Source organism: Flavobacterium akiainvivens (genome assembly GCF_001278115.1).
In the GTDB taxonomy this organism is placed as follows: domain Bacteria; phylum Bacteroidota; class Bacteroidia; order Flavobacteriales; family Flavobacteriaceae; genus Flavobacterium; species Flavobacterium akiainvivens.
This window is the reverse complement of record NZ_LIYD01000005.1, coordinates 622,045-637,821: the sequence shown is the minus strand read 5'-3', so window position 1 is coordinate 637,821 and position 15,777 is coordinate 622,045. Positions and strand designations below refer to the sequence as shown.

General features: G+C 41.5%; 20 protein-coding genes. 11 read left to right on the top strand and 9 right to left on the bottom strand.

The window, feature by feature from the left end; translation table 11 throughout:
- Positions 1-182: 182 nt before the first annotated feature.
- Both AM279_RS02840 and AM279_RS02835 read right to left on the bottom strand, forming a co-directional pair.
- Positions 183-659 carry a hypothetical protein gene (locus AM279_RS02840; protein WP_143090378.1) on the bottom strand — a complete coding sequence of 159 codons (477 nt, stop codon included), beginning with the start codon at positions 657-659 and terminating at the stop codon, positions 183-185.
- A gap of 110 nt (positions 660-769) precedes the next feature.
- The gene (locus AM279_RS02835) at positions 770-1,255 is read right to left on the bottom strand and encodes a DNA-deoxyinosine glycosylase (protein ID WP_054406149.1); all 486 of its coding nucleotides are present in this window, start codon (positions 1,253-1,255) and stop codon (positions 770-772) included.
- Positions 1,256-1,419: 164 nt separating this feature from the next.
- Between AM279_RS02835 and AM279_RS02830 the strand changes: the two genes are divergently transcribed.
- Complete coding sequence (locus AM279_RS02830; protein ID WP_054406148.1) at positions 1,420-2,037, top strand: YciE/YciF ferroxidase family protein; 618 nt, start codon at positions 1,420-1,422, stop codon at positions 2,035-2,037.
- A 72-nt stretch (positions 2,038-2,109) separates the two neighbouring features.
- On the opposite strand, the gene AM279_RS20740 is transcribed toward AM279_RS02830, so the two are convergent.
- Entirely contained in the window at positions 2,110-2,274 is a 165-nt protein-coding gene (locus AM279_RS20740) for a hypothetical protein (protein WP_054406147.1), read from the bottom strand.
- Between the two features lie 218 nt (positions 2,275-2,492).
- On the opposite strand from AM279_RS20740, the gene fumC reads away from it, so the two are divergent.
- A complete protein-coding gene (gene fumC / locus AM279_RS02825) occupies positions 2,493-3,890 on the top strand; it encodes a class II fumarate hydratase (RefSeq protein WP_054406146.1) in 1,398 nt (465 codons plus the stop codon).
- 46 nt (positions 3,891-3,936) lie between these two features.
- On the opposite strand, the gene AM279_RS02820 is transcribed toward fumC, so the two are convergent.
- The gene (locus tag AM279_RS02820; RefSeq protein ID WP_054406145.1) at positions 3,937-4,449 is read right to left on the bottom strand and encodes a hypothetical protein; all 513 of its coding nucleotides are present in this window, start codon (positions 4,447-4,449) and stop codon (positions 3,937-3,939) included.
- A 171-nt stretch (positions 4,450-4,620) separates the two neighbouring features.
- Between AM279_RS02820 and AM279_RS02815 the strand changes: the two genes are divergently transcribed.
- The 3 genes from AM279_RS02815 to AM279_RS02805 are packed head-to-tail and all read left to right on the top strand — an operon-like array spanning position 4,621 to position 6,777.
- Entirely contained in the window at positions 4,621-5,343 is a 723-nt protein-coding gene (locus AM279_RS02815; RefSeq protein ID WP_074961535.1) for a hypothetical protein, read from the top strand.
- Positions 5,344-5,345: 2 nt separating this feature from the next.
- Entirely contained in the window at positions 5,346-5,837 is a 492-nt protein-coding gene (locus AM279_RS02810) for a GNAT family N-acetyltransferase (RefSeq protein WP_143090379.1), read from the top strand.
- A 1-nt stretch (position 5,838) separates the two neighbouring features.
- Positions 5,839-6,777, top strand: a complete 939-nt coding sequence (locus tag AM279_RS02805; protein WP_054406142.1) for an APC family permease — start codon at positions 5,839-5,841, stop codon at positions 6,775-6,777.
- On the opposite strand, the gene AM279_RS02800 is transcribed toward AM279_RS02805, so the two are convergent.
- Positions 6,774-7,580 carry a helix-turn-helix domain-containing protein gene (locus tag AM279_RS02800; protein WP_082344170.1) on the bottom strand — a complete coding sequence of 269 codons (807 nt, stop codon included), beginning with the start codon at positions 7,578-7,580 and terminating at the stop codon, positions 6,774-6,776. The two genes, AM279_RS02805 and AM279_RS02800, sit on opposite strands and share 4 nt — an antisense overlap.
- Before the next feature lie 265 nt (positions 7,581-7,845).
- Between AM279_RS02800 and AM279_RS02795 the strand changes: the two genes are divergently transcribed.
- The 5 genes from AM279_RS02795 to AM279_RS02775 all read left to right on the top strand — a co-directional run bounded on the left by AM279_RS02795 (position 7,846) and on the right by AM279_RS02775 (position 11,741).
- Positions 7,846-8,118, top strand: a complete 273-nt coding sequence (locus AM279_RS02795) for an IS110 family transposase (protein WP_143090380.1) — start codon at positions 7,846-7,848, stop codon at positions 8,116-8,118.
- A gap of 106 nt (positions 8,119-8,224) precedes the next feature.
- Positions 8,225-8,827, top strand: a complete 603-nt coding sequence (locus AM279_RS02790) for a hypothetical protein (protein WP_054406139.1) — start codon at positions 8,225-8,227, stop codon at positions 8,825-8,827.
- Between the two features lie 48 nt (positions 8,828-8,875).
- Positions 8,876-9,535, top strand: coding sequence for a hypothetical protein (locus tag AM279_RS02785; protein ID WP_054406138.1), 660 nt, complete (start codon positions 8,876-8,878; stop codon positions 9,533-9,535).
- A 65-nt stretch (positions 9,536-9,600) separates the two neighbouring features.
- The gene (locus AM279_RS02780; protein WP_054406137.1) at positions 9,601-11,106 is read left to right on the top strand and encodes a family 43 glycosylhydrolase; all 1,506 of its coding nucleotides are present in this window, start codon (positions 9,601-9,603) and stop codon (positions 11,104-11,106) included.
- Between the two features lie 50 nt (positions 11,107-11,156).
- The gene (locus tag AM279_RS02775; protein WP_316948723.1) at positions 11,157-11,741 is read left to right on the top strand and encodes a J domain-containing protein; all 585 of its coding nucleotides are present in this window, start codon (positions 11,157-11,159) and stop codon (positions 11,739-11,741) included.
- On the opposite strand, the gene AM279_RS02770 is transcribed toward AM279_RS02775, so the two are convergent.
- Positions 11,733-12,563: an alpha/beta hydrolase gene (locus tag AM279_RS02770; RefSeq protein ID WP_074961537.1), complete on the bottom strand. Its 831-nt coding sequence runs from the start codon at positions 12,561-12,563 to the stop codon at positions 11,733-11,735. The two genes, AM279_RS02775 and AM279_RS02770, sit on opposite strands and share 9 nt — an antisense overlap.
- Positions 12,564-12,622: 59 nt before the next feature.
- Between AM279_RS02770 and AM279_RS02765 the strand changes: the two genes are divergently transcribed.
- Entirely contained in the window at positions 12,623-13,024 is a 402-nt protein-coding gene (locus AM279_RS02765) for an excinuclease ABC subunit B (RefSeq protein WP_054406135.1), read from the top strand.
- Here the strand turns inward: AM279_RS02765 and AM279_RS02760 are convergent.
- The 3 genes from AM279_RS02760 to AM279_RS02750 all read right to left on the bottom strand — a co-directional run bounded on the left by AM279_RS02760 (position 13,021) and on the right by AM279_RS02750 (position 15,727).
- Positions 13,021-13,890 (bottom strand): alpha/beta hydrolase, encoded by an 870-nt coding sequence (locus AM279_RS02760; RefSeq protein ID WP_074961539.1) that lies wholly within the window; start codon positions 13,888-13,890, stop codon positions 13,021-13,023. The genes AM279_RS02765 and AM279_RS02760 overlap by 4 nt on opposite strands.
- Before the next feature lie 103 nt (positions 13,891-13,993).
- Positions 13,994-14,545 carry a hypothetical protein gene (locus AM279_RS02755; RefSeq protein ID WP_054406134.1) on the bottom strand — a complete coding sequence of 184 codons (552 nt, stop codon included), beginning with the start codon at positions 14,543-14,545 and terminating at the stop codon, positions 13,994-13,996.
- 9 nt (positions 14,546-14,554) lie between these two features.
- Positions 14,555-15,727: a proline dehydrogenase family protein gene (locus AM279_RS02750; protein WP_054406133.1), complete on the bottom strand. Its 1,173-nt coding sequence runs from the start codon at positions 15,725-15,727 to the stop codon at positions 14,555-14,557.
- Positions 15,728-15,777: the final 50 nt, after the last annotated feature.

The window sequence follows — 15,777 nt, the reverse complement described above, 5'->3', positions numbered from 1 at the left end:
CCGATAAATTTGTGTTCATTCTTAAAACCGATAAGAAAGGAGTATATCCTCCCGGAAACGCTTATTTTTATTACTAACAAGTGCCGGTAAACAAAAATATAAAGGGGTAAAGTGAGGCCCTTAGGTCATTTGCTTATAAAGATAGTAAAATATTGTAAATCAGGTGTTATGATACCGTTTTTTTACTGCCTGTTTTTGTAGAGTGTAGTATTAAAAATACGGTTAAAATAAGCATCAATACAATTAAGGTCGGCCGGTAGTGTTCCTGTAGTTAATATCTGGCCGTCTTTAATAAAATAATTTTCAGCAATTGTTCCCTTCTTAGCATTCTTTTTAGTAAAAATAATGTTGGTTACAGTAACACGATATTTACCATCGCTCGACTCAATTTCAAAATTAAAGCTCACATTATCTTTCATAAAGACAGAAGTCTCCGGACATGTATTGCGAATACCCGCCGCATTACCTTTAATAATATTTTGATCTGCAGATGTTATCTTAAGCTTAGAATGGCGTGATATAAAGGCCTGTATATTGGTATCGTTTGTAATAAACACGTTTTCCCAAACCAGCTTATTGCTGCTTGCCAAAAAACTGTTTGACTGGCCCATAGCCATTAGTGAGACAAACATTATAATAACCCAAAAAATCCTTTTCATAGCTTGTGCCTCAATGGCTTATAATTTGGCAACAAAGATAGATATTTTTAAATGCTGTGTGAAAAATTTCATTACAATTAATTACAATTTTCTTTACAAGATTTTTCCTGCTATAACAAAGATGCTATCATTTCTTGCCATGCTTGTAGCTTTTGTGCGGGAGTCATAGTAGCGTTTGCACCACTGGGCGATGGTAGCGTATTATATACAATACCCTCTCTCCTGCCCACATATTTATCATAATAGGCTGCGGCATTTTTACTTGAGAAAAACACGTGTGTTATGCCGGGATACTGCTTGTAAAAAGATTCAAAATCATTGGCTACCTCGTTTTTAATATTACTATCGAGGCTGCCCTCACGGTGGCAGTAGGCCAAAACATCCCACACGGCAATACCATTATCAGTAAGCAACTTTACTTTTTCATTGTAATCTTGCGAAAGCTCCCTGCCAAAAATACTAAATAGTATAGGCCAGAAGCGGTTACCCCGGTTGCCATAATATTCCTGCAATTGCAGGCTTTTTTCGCCCGGCATGGTACCAAGTATTAATATGCGGCTTTTATCATTCACAATGGGTGCAAACGCTTTTATCATAACAAAATGTAAAGGCTTTAAGTGCCTTATAAGTAATATATTACAAGCAGAGTTAAACTATTCTTAGCGTGTTTTGTTTTAAGATTTTGTTGGCTGTCAGCACATTATGCATTGGCTATTTTTGATACAGAACACGATATAAAAATAACTAAAACACACAAGAAATGGCAACTAAAACCACCACAAGAACAAGAAGCACGGCTTCTAAAACTACAGCAAAAAACAATGCATCTAAAACCACTGCCACGCGCCCATCTGCCAGAGGTATGGTAAAAGCAAAAAGCACCGCAGCCGAAGGCCTGAAAGAATTGTTTATAGACTGCCTGAAAGACATTTACTGGGCAGAAAAAGCGCTTAGCAAGGCATTGCCTAAAATGGCTAAAAACGCTACTAACACTAACCTTATAGAGGGGCTTGAAAACCACCTGAGCGAAACCGAAGAGCAAATAACCAGACTGGAACAGGCTTTTGAAAAGATAGGCAAAAAAGCAGTAGGAAAAAAATGTGAGGCTATGGATGGCCTGCTTAAAGAAGGACAGGATATTATGGAAAGTACTGAGCCCGGACCTGTGCGCGATGCCGGTATTATTGCTGCCTGCCAAAAAGTAGAACATTATGAAATAGCTACCTATGGCACTATCGTGGCTTTTGCCAAAACACTGGGGCTTGATGAAATAGCCAGCCTGCTGCATATTACCCTTGAAGAAGAAAAAGCAGCCGATATACAACTTACCGAAGCAGCTTATAACACCATTAACTTTGATGCTGCCGAAATGGATTAACAACCTCTAAAGGCTATAAACAAAAAGAAGCTTCCTGTTTAGGAAGCTTCTTTGTCTTAAATGCAATAGCGCTTATTGCACAAGCTTTTTCTCAGCCCTTTTTTCTTTAATAAGCTCAACGGTAGCACCGCCCACCCAGTAAAACACAAAGCTTACAAGGAACATCATAAGCCAAAAGCCTATGGTAGCAATAGTTAAGAATAAAAGGAAACCAAGGTACTCTTGAAATTCAAACATGTTTTCCGGAATTTTTTTGAATTATGCACCAAATATAAGGGTAATAATTTGTTAACGCAACCTATTTTAGTTTAAAATCATTAAAAATTAATTACGAAATCCTTTTCCCGCCGTGGCATTTATGCTTAATTTTGGCTGGCTTTAAAATTGCCTGCACACAGCCAGACAGTTAACAAAGCCATTAACTTAAACATTACAACCACAAACATTTTACAAAAATGGAATACAGGATTGAAAAAGACACCATGGGTGAAGTGAAAGTACCTGCAGACAAGTACTGGGGTGCCCAAACAGAACGTTCGCGCAATAACTTTAAGATAGGCCCGTCTGGCTCTATGCCGAAAGAGATAGTAGAGGGTTTTGCCTATCTTAAAAAAGCTGCTGCTTATGCCAACCACGACCTGGGTGTGCTTAGCGCAGAAAAGCGTGATGCTATAGGCCAGGTGTGCGATGAAATACTTACCGGTGCCCTTGATGCCGAGTTTCCGCTTGTTATATGGCAAACCGGTTCTGGTACACAGAGCAATATGAACGTTAATGAGGTTATAGCCAACCGCGCGCAGGTGCTGGCAGGCGGCAAAATAGGTGAAGGCGAGCCCGTGCTAAAAGCTAATGACGATGTTAACAAGTCGCAATCCAGCAACGATACCTACCCTACCGGCATGCACATTGCTGCATACAAAGCCGTTGTAGAGGTTACCATACCGGGAGTTGAAAAACTTCGCGATACGCTTAAGGCAAAATCTGTGGAGTATATGAATGTGGTTAAAATAGGCCGTACACACCTTATGGATGCCACTCCCCTAACGCTGGGCCAGGAGCTTGGCGGTTATGCCGCACAGCTTACCTATGGCATTAAGGCAGTCAAAAATACCCTTGCACACCTTAGCGAACTTGCCCTGGGCGGTACAGCAGTAGGTACAGGCCTTAACACCCCTGAAGGCTACGACGTAAAAGTAGCCGAATACATTGCCAAATTTACAGGCCACCCGTTTATAACGGCGCCTAACAAGTTTGAAGCCCTTGCCAGCCATGATGCCATTGTAGAGGCACACGGCGCGCTTAAGCAGCTTGCGGTTTCACTAAACAAAATAGCTAACGATATCCGTATGCTGGCTTCAGGCCCACGCAGTGGTATTGGCGAAATACTTATCCCTGAAAACGAGCCGGGTTCTTCTATTATGCCGGGCAAGGTTAACCCTACCCAGTGCGAAGCGCTTACCATGGTGTGCGCGCAAGTTATAGGCAATGATGTTGCCATTGCTTTTGGCGGTGCACAGGGCCATTATGAGCTTAACGTATTCAAGCCGGTTATGGCGGCAAACTTCCTGCAGTCTGCACGCCTTATAGGCGATGCATGTATATCGTTTGATGAGCACTGTGCACAGGGTATTGAGCCTAACTACACCCGCATTAAAGAGCTTGTAGATAACTCACTGATGCTGGTTACAGCGCTTAACACCAAAATTGGCTACTACAAAGCTGCCGAAATTGCGCAGACTGCCCACAAAAACGGCACAACGCTTAAAGAGGAGGCCGTGCACCTGGGCTATGTAACCCCTGAAGATTTTGACGCATGGGTTAAGCCGGAAGATATGGTGGGATCACTTAAATAATTGATACTACTTATAATTTAAGAGGCTGCCCATTGGCAGCCTCTTTTTATTGCTTTTGTTTTTTTAAATATTCTTTTAACCCGTCTACCTTTTCTTTGGAAAGGCCATAATGTTCCGGGATTACAGTCATAATGTCTATAAGCACTAATGCCATTAAACGTGGGCCATAGGGCAGTTTCAAAACTTTATATTGATATGTATCAAATTCATTATTCTGTTTCCTTTCTAATTCTGTTGCGTCTAAAAGCTTAATCCATTCATCATCTGCTTCTTTAATGCTTTTAAATTTAGTATCAGAAAGATGAGCCCTTGTCCAGGCACCAAGATCTTTTACATTTAAAATCCTATATTTATTATGTTCATAATTGATCATTTTTTTGTAGTGATCAAAAACTTTCTCATAATTTATATAAGCTTCTGAAAAAATACGTTTTAGATATAGTTCTTTATACTTGTTATAATGCAACTGATATTCAGGGTCGTTACTTACTTCATTATTTTGCGCTGTTGCAAGGTTTGTAAATGCTATTATGCAAAATAAGTATATTATTTTTTTCATGAGGGGATAAATTAGTTGGCTAAACTTTCGAAAAGTTAAACAAGAAAGGACTTAAAACCTGTTAAAAATCAGTTAAAAAATATTAACAGTAGTATGTCCGGAAACACTATCTACTCAAAGAGTTTTCTTATGGTTATTTTGTACCTTAGCAAACAACCAACTTTTATTGCCATGAAAATAGTATTCCTTTTATTGTTTGCTATTGCTGCTTTTGCACAAAACACACCAACAGACGACAACCATATTTTTGTGATCGACAAAAAAGAAACCAAAGAAATTGGCCTTGGCTATTACCAGGTAAAAACCTCAGGCACAATAGCCAAAATAAACTATTATGACGAAGACGATACCCCAATAACAAAAGAAGAATTTAACCAGAGGATAGACCACACTAAAAATCTTGAAGCCTACTCACAGCTTGATACTGTTGTAACCGCAAAGCTGTACCGGCGCGAGCACTATTTCACACTCGAAAAACCAAAGCAAAAAGCATTGATGATGTTTTTACAGGGTATTTCAGGAAAACCTTCTGATACTACTGCCATTACTATGATACATTTTTATTCAGGAACTCTTAATGCACCTTCTGAGCTTGGCACACCACATTACAAAGCAAAAGAAAAACCGTATAAAAAGAAACTTCCAAAAAACACGAAGTTAAACCAGTACTTCGTCTATCAAAAAAGATTTGACCCAAATGATGAAGCTGCAAAGAACAATGGATGGCTTTATGATAAACACGGGTTTATTGAGCAAATGTTTATCCCCGCGCATTTTAATTACAATACTGCAATAGTCATACTGCCTGATGGACGCTCTTACTGTTATTTAGGGGAACATGGCTCTGAAGTTGTAGTAGAAGGTATAGAGGTACTTTTAAAACCTAAACAATAACAATGCTAATACTTCACGCTACAGCGAATGACCTGCCAGGCATACAGGCCATTATGAACCATAATATCCTGCACAGCACCGCCCTTTATGACTATGCACCAAAATCTGAAGCCGACATACTGCAATGGTATGCCGAAAAAACCGAAGCCGGCTGGCCTGTTATTGTGGCTAAAGAGGCTGATGTGGTTGTAGGCTATGGAAGTTACGGCACATTCCGTTTTAAGGATGGGTTTAAATTTACCGTAGAGCACTCGGTTTATGTAGCCGAAGGCCATCACGGTAAAGGCATTGGCAACGGATTGATGCAGGAGCTTATTAACCTGGCAAAGCAAAACGGATACCACACCATGATAGGCTGTATAGATGCCGATAATGTCGGCAGCATTACCTTTCATAAAAAATTTGGCTTTACCGAAGCCGGCATACTTAGGGAGTCAGGCTTTAAATTTGGCAAATGGCTCGACCTGTTGTTTATGCAACTAATCCTTAAATAAAATGATAGCACAAAAACACAGGCTACCTGCCCTGGGCATTTTATTAGGTATAGTTTACGGCATACTCACGCGCCTGTTTATGGATAGTAATATTGCATCAATAACCTTTATGGTGGCTGTGCCGGTAGTAGTTGGGCTTATCCCCCTGTTTTTTATTCATAATGAACAGCAAAAAAGCTATAAATCGCTAATTTTCATCCCATGGCTAACCATATTGGGCTTTTTCCTGTCGTTATATCTTTTAGGTATAGAAGACCTTATCTGCTTCCTTATACTCCTGGTGCCTTTTATTGTACTGGGCACACTGGGTGCATTTATTTACAGGTTCGTATCCATACACAAAGAGAAGAAAAAAGGCAGGCTGTTAGTTATTGGCATAGTACCATTTTTATTGCTCCCGCTTGAACAGGTCTTTATCGCACCGTCTCAATCTTATACTGTTACCAGCACTATAATTGTAAATGCCTTGCCTGAAGAGATATGGCATAACATTGTTGAAGTACCAACTATTACCAATGCAGAGTATACCCCCGGTGTTTTTAACCACCTTGGCATTCCACGGCCTGTAAATGCCACAGTTACAAAAAAAGCCATTGGAGGCATACGTACCGGCACATTTTCTGGCGGCCTTCAGTTTACCGAAAAGATTATTGATTATACCCAAAACAAACGCCTTGAAGTAAGTATAGCCATAGGCCATGTACCCAAAAGCAAAAAGGTATTTGAGCAGCATGTGCTTAAGGGCAATTACTTTACATTTGAAAATGCCACCTACACACTTACACCAATGGCAAACGGCACTGTAAAACTATCGCTTTCAGCAGGATATAGCCTTACAACCAATGTTAACTTTTATGGCAAATGGTGGGCAGACATGATGATTAAAGACTTTCAGGACAGGCTGTTAGAAGTTATAGCCGCACGTTGTGAAACTCCCTAAGAAGCCTCACTAAGCTGCGATGGCGATGTACCAAAGGCTTTCTTAAAGGCAAACGAAAAGTGTGACAGGTTTTCAAAACCCACCTCTATATATACGTCAGATGGTTTTTTACGCTCCCGCGAAATAAGTCGGTAGGCTTCGTCCAGGCGTTTTTGTTGCAGCCACTTGCTGGGGCTCTTGCCAAATAGCTTTTCAAAATCACGCTTAAAGGTGGAGAGACTGCGACCCGTGAGGTAGGCAAAACGCTCCAACCCCACATTAAAGTTGAAGTTCCGTAGCATAAAATCCTTCAGATCTATCTTGCCCGGTTCGCTAAAATCGAATAGTATGTTGGCAAACTCAGGCTTTGTTTCCAAAAGCAGCAGCGCTATTTCCTGCACCTTTACATCCAGCAGGCGCTCGCTGGGCTGTTCTTCCGTATTAATGTAGGCAATAAGTGACTGAGCATAGCTCTTGTACAGCGGATTAGCATCCAGATGGATAACCGACTCCGGTTCAGGCGCTGCCTGTTGCTTAAAGGTGCCTTTTAGTTTCAGGAGCATTTGCTCGTCCATCATTACAGATAGCGATTTATACTCCCCGCCCTGCTCCGTAGGCTGTTTAGTAAACTTAGCCAGGCGGTTTTTTACATAAAAAGCAAAATCACCCGCCTTAAGGATATACACCTTGTGCCCATCGTTAATTTGCAGGCTGCCCGATTCTATATAAGTAAAAATATGCTCAGGGATAAAATTTTCGCTCTCCCGGCTTATTTTAGTATAGCAGGAATATATAATCCCGCGGTTTCTAAATGGATTTTCCATATGCATTTTATAGCAATTTTTTCATCCTATGTTTGTAATTGGATAGCTTTAAGAGAATAAAAAAGAATGATTAAATTTCAATAGAAAAAGGGAAAGAAATAAAAACCGAGTTCTGTCATTGGTCTTTACAAGGCTGTTCGCAATGCTGGTTCCTTTCCCTCTCTGCTTGAAACTTGGACAGTTCATTAGGCCTTTGAGCCTGTAAGTAGGATTGATAAGTTCAGAGCAGTTCTTCTATCTACTTGTTTCTCTTAAAAACAAAATTATGGAAAAATCCTTTACTTATGTTGGTATTGATATTAGTAAACTGACCTTTGATATTGCTATTTTTCAAAGTGGAAAGTATCAATATTATAAGTTTGAGAATGAAACTAAAGGCTTTAAAGCGTTCTTAAAATTATTGTCTGCAAGCGATTGTTGCGTAATGGAAGCCAGCGGCCCTTATTATCTTAAATTGGCTTGTTTTCTTTTTGACAAAGCGATAGCTGTTAGTGTTGTTCATTGCGAACGAAGCGCAGCGGAGTGGAGTAATCTCTAATAGCTTTTCAAAACATTTTATACATTTATAAACGGAGTACGGTTTTTCCTGCTCCGTTTTTTGATTTACATTTAAGCAAACCAACCAATCTCATCATCAATATTGTATGAAAGCAAAATACTTAGTTTATATCCTGCCCTTTTTACTGATAAATTGTAATACAAACAATAGTCCTCAGCCCGATACAAATTCTGAAATAGAAAAACTGACCGAAAAAGAAAATGCCTCAGATAAAGATGAATACAAAGATGGAATCCTGGCAGGCAGTTTTGCTTTTGAGGTTAAAACAGATGATGTTGAAATGGAAGACGGCATAATTCCGTGGGCAAGTATTGAAAAACCTGAAGAGGATTTACCAAACCTAATTAACGGTGACGATATTATAATCAAGGACAAAAAGATTACCGTAATTATTGATTACCCCTTAACAAATGAATACCATTTTAATTTAGAATCCAATAACGGTTTTTCCAGAAAAATGCTGCTTACTGAAATCAGTAAACATTATTACAAACTATATAAGGAAGAGGAAGAAACGGCAACAATAAAAACACTTCCTATGGATAAAAGAACAATTGCCAATAGAAATGAAACCAACGGTAAATATGGCATTTGGGGACATGACATAGCAGATTTGGTATTGACTGATATTTATTTCTACAAGTCAGATGACGGTAAAATCATATTGCGCATGGATATTGAATCGTAGATGCAATAATACCTGCAAAAAACAAGTTAGTATACAAATCACTAACCTATGAAAACCACCTTCCTCCTCCTCCCCATCCTCTTAATCCTGGCCTGTAGGGGCGATAATAACAAGCAAACAACCCAAGCTCCCCAACACCCAACTATTGAATACAGCGCCTTTAAAGACTCAGTAGCCACACACAAGGCCACACTTAAAAACAAACCACATACTGAGGCGGCCTCTTATTTCTTCAATTTAATTAACAATGATATTTATGCCTACTGGCAGGGTACTCCGTGGGCATTTTACGGCATGACCCGCAACCCAAAAGAGGGCGAAATTGCCTGCGGCTATTTTGTAACCAACACGCTATCTGATTTAGGGTTTAAAATAGAACGTATCAAGCTGGCCCAGGCGGTATCAGCCACCATGATAAAAAAGCTGTGCGTAGACGTGCATTCGTGTAACGGTATTACAAACTTTGCCGCCTATATGGAAAAGCAGCCGGTTAATTCGGTTTACATTGTAGGGCTTGATTTCCACACGGGTTACATTGTTAAAGATGCTACCGGAAGCTACTTCCTGCATTCCAACTACATCAACAACCAGGGCGTAATTAAAGAACGTATTACCGAATCGCGTGCTTTGGCAAACAACAAATTCTTTATGATGGGTAGCCTTACAGCCAATAAAAAACTACTTAAGGACTGGGTGGGCGGTAAATAATTTTCCGCATATCGTTTAGGTTATGGTCTAAAAGACTATATTTACAACCATAACCAAACACAGCAATGAACAAACTATTTTTAACCCTGCTTACCCTGTGCAGCTTAGGCCTTTTTGCTCAAAAGCAATACACACCAAACCCAAGAGGCACAGACTATTATGTAAACCCCATCTTCGGTGGCGATTCACCCGACCCAAGCCTCCTGCGTGACGGAAAGGAATACTACATTGTGCATTCGTCGTTCGATTATTACCCCGGCCTACTCATCTGGCACTCAACCGACCTTGTTAACTGGCAGCCGGTTACCCATGCGCTTAACAAATATGTGGGCGCTGTATGGGCACCTGACCTGGTTAAGCACAAAGGCAAGTACTATATTTACTTCCCCGCGAATGAAACCAACTATGTGGTTACCGCCAACTCTATAAACGGCCCGTGGAGCGACCCGATTGACCTTAAAATAGGCAATATAGACCCCGGCCATGTTACTGATGATAAGGGCAAGCGCTACCTGTATTTTAGCAACGGCGGTTACGTGCCGTTGTCAGACGACGGCCTTAGCGTTACCGGCGAACTAAAACACGCGTATGACGGGTGGGAAATTCCCCGCGAGTGGTCTATAGAGTGTTTTTGTATGGAAGGCCCCAAGCTTTTTAAGCGCGGCGATTATTATTACCTTACCGTTGCCGAGGGTGGTACTGCAGGCCCTGCCACAAGCCACATGGTGGTATCGGCACGGTCTAAAACACCATTTGGCCCATGGGAAAATTCGCCCCACAACCCTGTAGTGCGTACCGGTAGCCCGTCAGAAAAATGGTGGTCTAAAGGGCACAGTACTGTTTTTGAAGACGCAAACGGCAAGTGGTGGATGGTGCTGCACGCCTATGAAAATGGCTTTTACAACATGGGGCGCCAAACCCTTTTACAACCTGTTGAATGGACGGCAGATGGCTGGTATAAAATTCCCGACGGCATTAAGACTGAAGACCCAATCAAAAAACCGCAGCTTGCATCAACAGCCGGTACTTTTAGCCTTAGCGATACTTTTACCGGTAAAGAATTAAAACCGCAATGGAGCTTCTTTGGCGGGTATGATGCCCAAAGGGTCAGCGCCACGCAAAGCGGCCTGAACATAAAAGGTAAAGGCAACAGCGTGGCAAACTGTGCACCGCTTACCGTTGTACCCCCTACCCACTCGTATATTGCCGAAGTGGAAATGGAAATTGAAGGCAATGCAACCGGCGGGCTGGTGTTATTTTATGACAACCGTTTTTACAGCGGGATTCTGGCCGATAAAGAAAACATCCTGGCCAACCTGCGAGGCTGGCAGTTCCCTACCGAAAAGGGTATAAACAAACGCCACATATACCTAAGGTTGAAAAACGTAAACAACAACGTAGATATGTTTTACAGTACCGATGGCACCACCTGGAAGAAAATCGAGAACTCGCTTGAGGTTTCAGGCTATAATCACAATGTGCTAAGCGGCTTCCTGAGCCTGCGCATAGGGCTGTGCTCAATGGGCGAAGGCGCGGTAAACTTTAAGAATTTTAAGTTTGAAGCGTTGTAGTCTACGGTTAACAGTAAGGGCAGGATTATTTCTGCCCTTTTCTATATTACATTATTAAGTATCTTTGGCGAAAACACGGTTTCCTGAAAGACTACTACAAAATACTGAGTGTGCAGCCGGGCTGCTCTCAGGCCGAAATCAAATCGGCCTACAGGCTGCTTGCTTTAAAGCACCACCCCGACAAGAACAACGGCAGTGACGAGAGTGAGGCTCTTTTTAAGGAAATAGCCGCGGCCTATCTTATCCTGGGGGATGAAGCCAAACGCAATGCCTATGATTTTACCAAAGGTTTCCACCGTATTTTTGCCCAAAGCAAGGAAACCGGCGAAACCCCGGCCACTTACCTCATAATGTTCAAAAGTATTAAGAGTAAGGTACTTAATGCAGGCGGACGCATTAACCACGACGCACTTTTTAAGGTTATAGACGATATCCTTACGTTTGATAATATAGATTTCCTTATAAAGGCCGGGCACATTATTACCAATAACCTGATTATAGATGAGGTGCTTATAGCCTGTGTATTTTTACAGGAACCGTATAAATCAGCCATACACAGTAAACTGGGTATACTTTCTAACGGCGACCCCATGTTCAGGAAAAAGCTGGAACTGCTTAACAACAAATCACTTTAATTCCTTTTCTGAAGTAAGCCACAAAATGGCTTCGGCAAATTCATGTGCCCACAGCTTTTCATTATGCTGCCCGCCGGGTACTACTTTGCTTTTAATAAGATCAGGCACGCGGGCTTTGTCAGTGGCCAGCTTTACCATGCGCTGCATATCGGGCACCATGTCCTTACTTTCGGCATCACCGGCCATAAAATATACCTTTGCGTTAATAGTATCGGCATACTGGTTCAGGTCAAACACCTCGGGATTAATCCAGAATGCAGGAGAAAAAACCCCGGCCATACCAAAAGTGTCCGGATAACTTATAATGGTATAATACGCCATTAACCCGCCCAGCGAACTTCCAAATATGCCTGTATATTCCTTTTCAGGTTTTGTGCGGTATACTTTGTCAACGTGCGGTTTTAGGGTATACATAATAAAGTCCAGGTACTTGTCTACCCCGCCCCCGCCATACTGGGCATTTTTATAGGGCGTTAATTCGTTAAGGCGGTCGTCGCCACCGTGCTCTACCGCCACAATTATAACTTTTGCCTGCAGGCTGTCCAGCGTTTCATCAACCCGCCACTCACCCGAAAACGAGGTCTTGGCGTCAAAAATATTCTGCCCATCGGCCATGTAAATTACCGGGTAATGCTTTCTTGATTTTTTGCCGTATTCTTCGGGCAGGTACACCCATATCCTTTTGCTAAAGTCATATTCCGGGCTGTAAAGTGTGTAGGTTTTTACATTTTTGCCGGCTGTACTTTGCTGCTCAGGCTGTTGCTGTGCACATAACGTATTGAAATATAGTAGTGATACAAAAAACAATAAGTAAGGTTTCATAAAAAGAAGCTTGCTTTTTTAAATCAAATAAGATATTTTAGCCAAAAAAGGATGGTGTTATGAATACATACGAAGAAAAGCTGAGTTTATTGTCTGAAATGATTGCGTTTGCCCAGATAGACGGCCAGGTGCACGAGCGCGAATACCGTTTTTTGAGTATTGTGGCAGCCCAGCTTCGTGTGGAGCGTACCACCTTTGAAAGCCTTTTTGCCTATCCTGAAAAAAAGAAAATCTTAAAGACCGAGCACGAACGTATACTGCAATTTTACAGGCTTGCCTTACTTATGTATGCCGATGGTGTTTTGCACGACAGCGAGCAGGTTGCCATTCGCGAAATAGGCATAAACATGGGGCTGAGCCCGTTTGCTATGAAAAGCGTGCTCGATGAAATTAAGCGTTCTCCTACCGGGTTAATAGACCCAGAGATTTTACTGGCTTTATTTAGGGCACAGCAGAATTAACTCTCATTTTTAAGCCACTTATCAAAAAAATGATTGACGTCTTCATTGGATATGGTATTTCCTGAAGCAATATCGTTTTTGGCCTCTGCTATAGCTTTTCTTTCATCTTCAGACAAAATATAAACACCTATCAACCACTTATAAGCATCAGCAAACTCATGGCGCCACAGCTTTTCATTATGGTGGCCACCTGCTACAATTTTCTTGTGTAACTGTGTAGGTTTGGCAATCCTTTCAAGTATAAGCTTTTCCATGCGCTCTAAATCCGGAACCATGTCTTTGCTCTCGTGGTCGCCAGCCATAAGGTAAATACGCCCACTTATTGAATCAACCGACTTTATAAGTTCAAATATTTCTTCACTATACCAGAATGAGGGCGAAAATACCCCGGCATTACCGTATACATCAGGAAATTTAAGCAAGGCATAAAAAGAAATCAACCCACCTACAGAGCTTCCAAAAATGGTAGTATTGGGCGCATCGGTTAAGGTTTTATAATGGCCGTCCACATAGGGTTTCAGCTCATTAACCAGAAAATCAAGGTAATCATCGGCATGGCCGCCACCGTGCTTTTCGTTTTTGTAAGGTGTAAGCTCATCTAATCGATGCGTGCTGCCTCCGTGTTCAATGCCCACAATTATGGCTTCGCTGTGTAAAACATTCAGCTTATCTTCTAAAAACCAGTCATGTTTAGGCGAATCAGCCCTGTTAAAAACGTGCTGCCCGTCGTGCATATAAATAACGGGGTAATGCTTTGCAGCATTGGCATAATCATACGGCAGGTACACCCAAATGGTTTTATCACGGCCTAATGTAGTGGCATGCAGGGTAATTTCTTCAACGGTGCCTTTTTCCTGTAATTTCATAGGCTTAAATTAAGCGCAATGTTTGATATATAAAAGGCTTTATGTAAAGTTTAACCTGAAAAGAAATGGCCACGAAGCGCTGAAGACTTCTGTATCCTAAAATTTACTTCTTTATAATAAGCGGCTTGTAAAGTGTATCAGCAGGGATAAGCCTATTCTTACTGTCAATATAATATTTAGTAGTAAGCAGTCCGCCGGTTTTTTCAGGCAGGTCTTCCCTGTCAAGGTAAAGCGTATCGTTATTTATCCTGTAGTTGCCGGAATAGCTCATAGAAAAATCGGTAAAAACCTCAGTACCTGTAAACGAATGGTTTTCATACAAAACGAGCCTGCCATCGTGTGGGTTATGCTGATTATCTGTATTAGCCTCAAGTACAACAGATGTCCAGAATTTACCTCCTTCAGATTGTATAGTAAGTGTAAAAAACAGTGCAAAAACACCAAATATACCTACCGGAATCCAATCAAACCTGGTCTTTTTATAAATGTTTATGACAATTACTATCAGGAATGAAACAATAAACAGGGCTGAAAAAAGCAGCATCAACAGCCCATTAGCCATTCCGCTGGAATAATCGCCAATGGGTATAAGGTTAGCTAATGCTAAGGCAGCAAATAAAACCAAAAAGAAATATGTTGCTGCCTTTTTATACATAACTCTTTATTATTCCTCCAGTTTCCTGCGTTTACGTTCGGTTTTAAGCAGGTTAAGCTCGCGGCTGGTTTGCCCGGCTACCGATGTATTTTCTTCCGCACGGCGAATAAGGTAAGGCATAACATCGCGCACAGGGCCAAACGGCAGGTACTTGGCTACGTTATAACCGTTTGCCGCAAGGTTAAAGCTAATATTATCGCTCATGCCATAAAGTTGCCCAAACCAAAAACGGTTATCACCCGGCTCAATACCGGCCTTAGCCATAATTTTCATAAGCTTGTATGAGCTTTCTTCGTTGTGCGTACCGGCAAAAATAGCCATGGTATCAATATGGCCGGCCATGTAGGCAATACATTCGTTATAATTAAGGTCGGTTGCCTCCTTACTGATGCATATAGGAGAGATATAGCCTTTTTCTTCCGCACGTTTGTTTTCTTTTTCCATATAGGCACCGCGAACCACCTTCATACCAATGTAAAAACCTTCAGCTTTGGCACGTTCGTGCAGTTTTTTAAGGTAATCCAGCCTGTCCCAACGGTACATTTGCAACGTATTGAAAACAATGGCCTTATGTTTATTGTATTTCGCCATCATATCAGCCACAAGGTCGTCAGCCGCATCCTGCATCCAGCTTTCTTCGGCATCTATAAGCAGCGCCACATCGTTTTCATGGGCCGTTTTACATACAATTTCAAAGCGTTCCACTACCCTGTTCCACTCGGCAGCTTCTTCCATAGACAGTTTTTTGCCTTCGCCCAGCTTCTGCCATAGCTCAAAACGGCCAAAACCCGTAGGCTTAAACACCGCAAATGGTATAGCCTTGCGCTCTTTGGCAAATTCAACCGTTTTTAAGGTAATTTCAAGGGCCTTGTCAAACTCATTCTCATTCTCCTTAGCCTCAACAGAATAATCTAATACCGATGATACCCCTTTGGTAAACATCTTGTCTACCACCGGAAGGCAATCCTGCTCGTTAACACCTCCGCAAAAATGATCAAAAACCGTAGCGCGGATAAGCCCTTCTACCGGAAGGTGGGCCTTAAGGGCAAAGTTAGTAACCGCAGTGCCTATCTTAACCAATGGTTCAGAAGCTATCATTTTAAACAGGAAATAAGCCCTGTCAAGCTCGGTGTCGCTCTTTAATGCAAATGCTGCGGCGGTATTGTTGAAGATCTTTTCCATTACCTTAAAAAAATTTGTGCAAATATATAGAGTATGTAATAATTAATGCT

Excerpts from the sequence above, each read along its gene's own strand:
- AM279_RS02815 (WP_074961535.1), top strand. The coding sequence starts at position 4,621 with ATGAAAATAGTATTCCTTTTATTGTTTGCTATTGCTGCTTTTGCACAA.
- fumC (WP_054406146.1), top strand. The coding sequence starts at position 2,493 with ATGGAATACAGGATTGAAAAAGACACCATGGGTGAAGTGAAAGTACCT.
- AM279_RS02840 (WP_143090378.1), bottom strand. The coding sequence starts at position 659 with ATGAAAAGGATTTTTTGGGTTATTATAATGTTTGTCTCACTAATGGCT.
- AM279_RS20740 (WP_054406147.1), bottom strand. The coding sequence starts at position 2,274 with ATGTTTGAATTTCAAGAGTACCTTGGTTTCCTTTTATTCTTAACTATT.
- AM279_RS02785 (WP_054406138.1), top strand. The coding sequence starts at position 8,876 with ATGAAAACCACCTTCCTCCTCCTCCCCATCCTCTTAATCCTGGCCTGT.
- AM279_RS02800 (WP_082344170.1), bottom strand. The coding sequence starts at position 7,580 with ATGGAAAATCCATTTAGAAACCGCGGGATTATATATTCCTGCTATACT.
- AM279_RS02750 (WP_054406133.1), bottom strand. The coding sequence starts at position 15,727 with ATGGAAAAGATCTTCAACAATACCGCCGCAGCATTTGCATTAAAGAGC.
- AM279_RS02790 (WP_054406139.1), top strand. The coding sequence starts at position 8,225 with ATGAAAGCAAAATACTTAGTTTATATCCTGCCCTTTTTACTGATAAAT.
- AM279_RS02765 (WP_054406135.1), top strand. The coding sequence starts at position 12,623 with ATGAATACATACGAAGAAAAGCTGAGTTTATTGTCTGAAATGATTGCG.
- AM279_RS02795 (WP_143090380.1), top strand. The coding sequence starts at position 7,846 with ATGGAAAAATCCTTTACTTATGTTGGTATTGATATTAGTAAACTGACC.
- AM279_RS02805 (WP_054406142.1), top strand. The coding sequence starts at position 5,839 with ATGATAGCACAAAAACACAGGCTACCTGCCCTGGGCATTTTATTAGGT.
- AM279_RS02830 (WP_054406148.1), top strand. The coding sequence starts at position 1,420 with ATGGCAACTAAAACCACCACAAGAACAAGAAGCACGGCTTCTAAAACT.
- AM279_RS02760 (WP_074961539.1), bottom strand. The coding sequence starts at position 13,890 with ATGAAATTACAGGAAAAAGGCACCGTTGAAGAAATTACCCTGCATGCC.
- AM279_RS02770 (WP_074961537.1), bottom strand. The coding sequence starts at position 12,563 with ATGAAACCTTACTTATTGTTTTTTGTATCACTACTATATTTCAATACG.
- AM279_RS02820 (WP_054406145.1), bottom strand. The coding sequence starts at position 4,449 with ATGAAAAAAATAATATACTTATTTTGCATAATAGCATTTACAAACCTT.
- AM279_RS02755 (WP_054406134.1), bottom strand. The coding sequence starts at position 14,545 with ATGTATAAAAAGGCAGCAACATATTTCTTTTTGGTTTTATTTGCTGCC.
- AM279_RS02810 (WP_143090379.1), top strand. The coding sequence starts at position 5,346 with ATGCTAATACTTCACGCTACAGCGAATGACCTGCCAGGCATACAGGCC.
- AM279_RS02780 (WP_054406137.1), top strand. The coding sequence starts at position 9,601 with ATGAACAAACTATTTTTAACCCTGCTTACCCTGTGCAGCTTAGGCCTT.
- AM279_RS02835 (WP_054406149.1), bottom strand. The coding sequence starts at position 1,255 with ATGATAAAAGCGTTTGCACCCATTGTGAATGATAAAAGCCGCATATTA.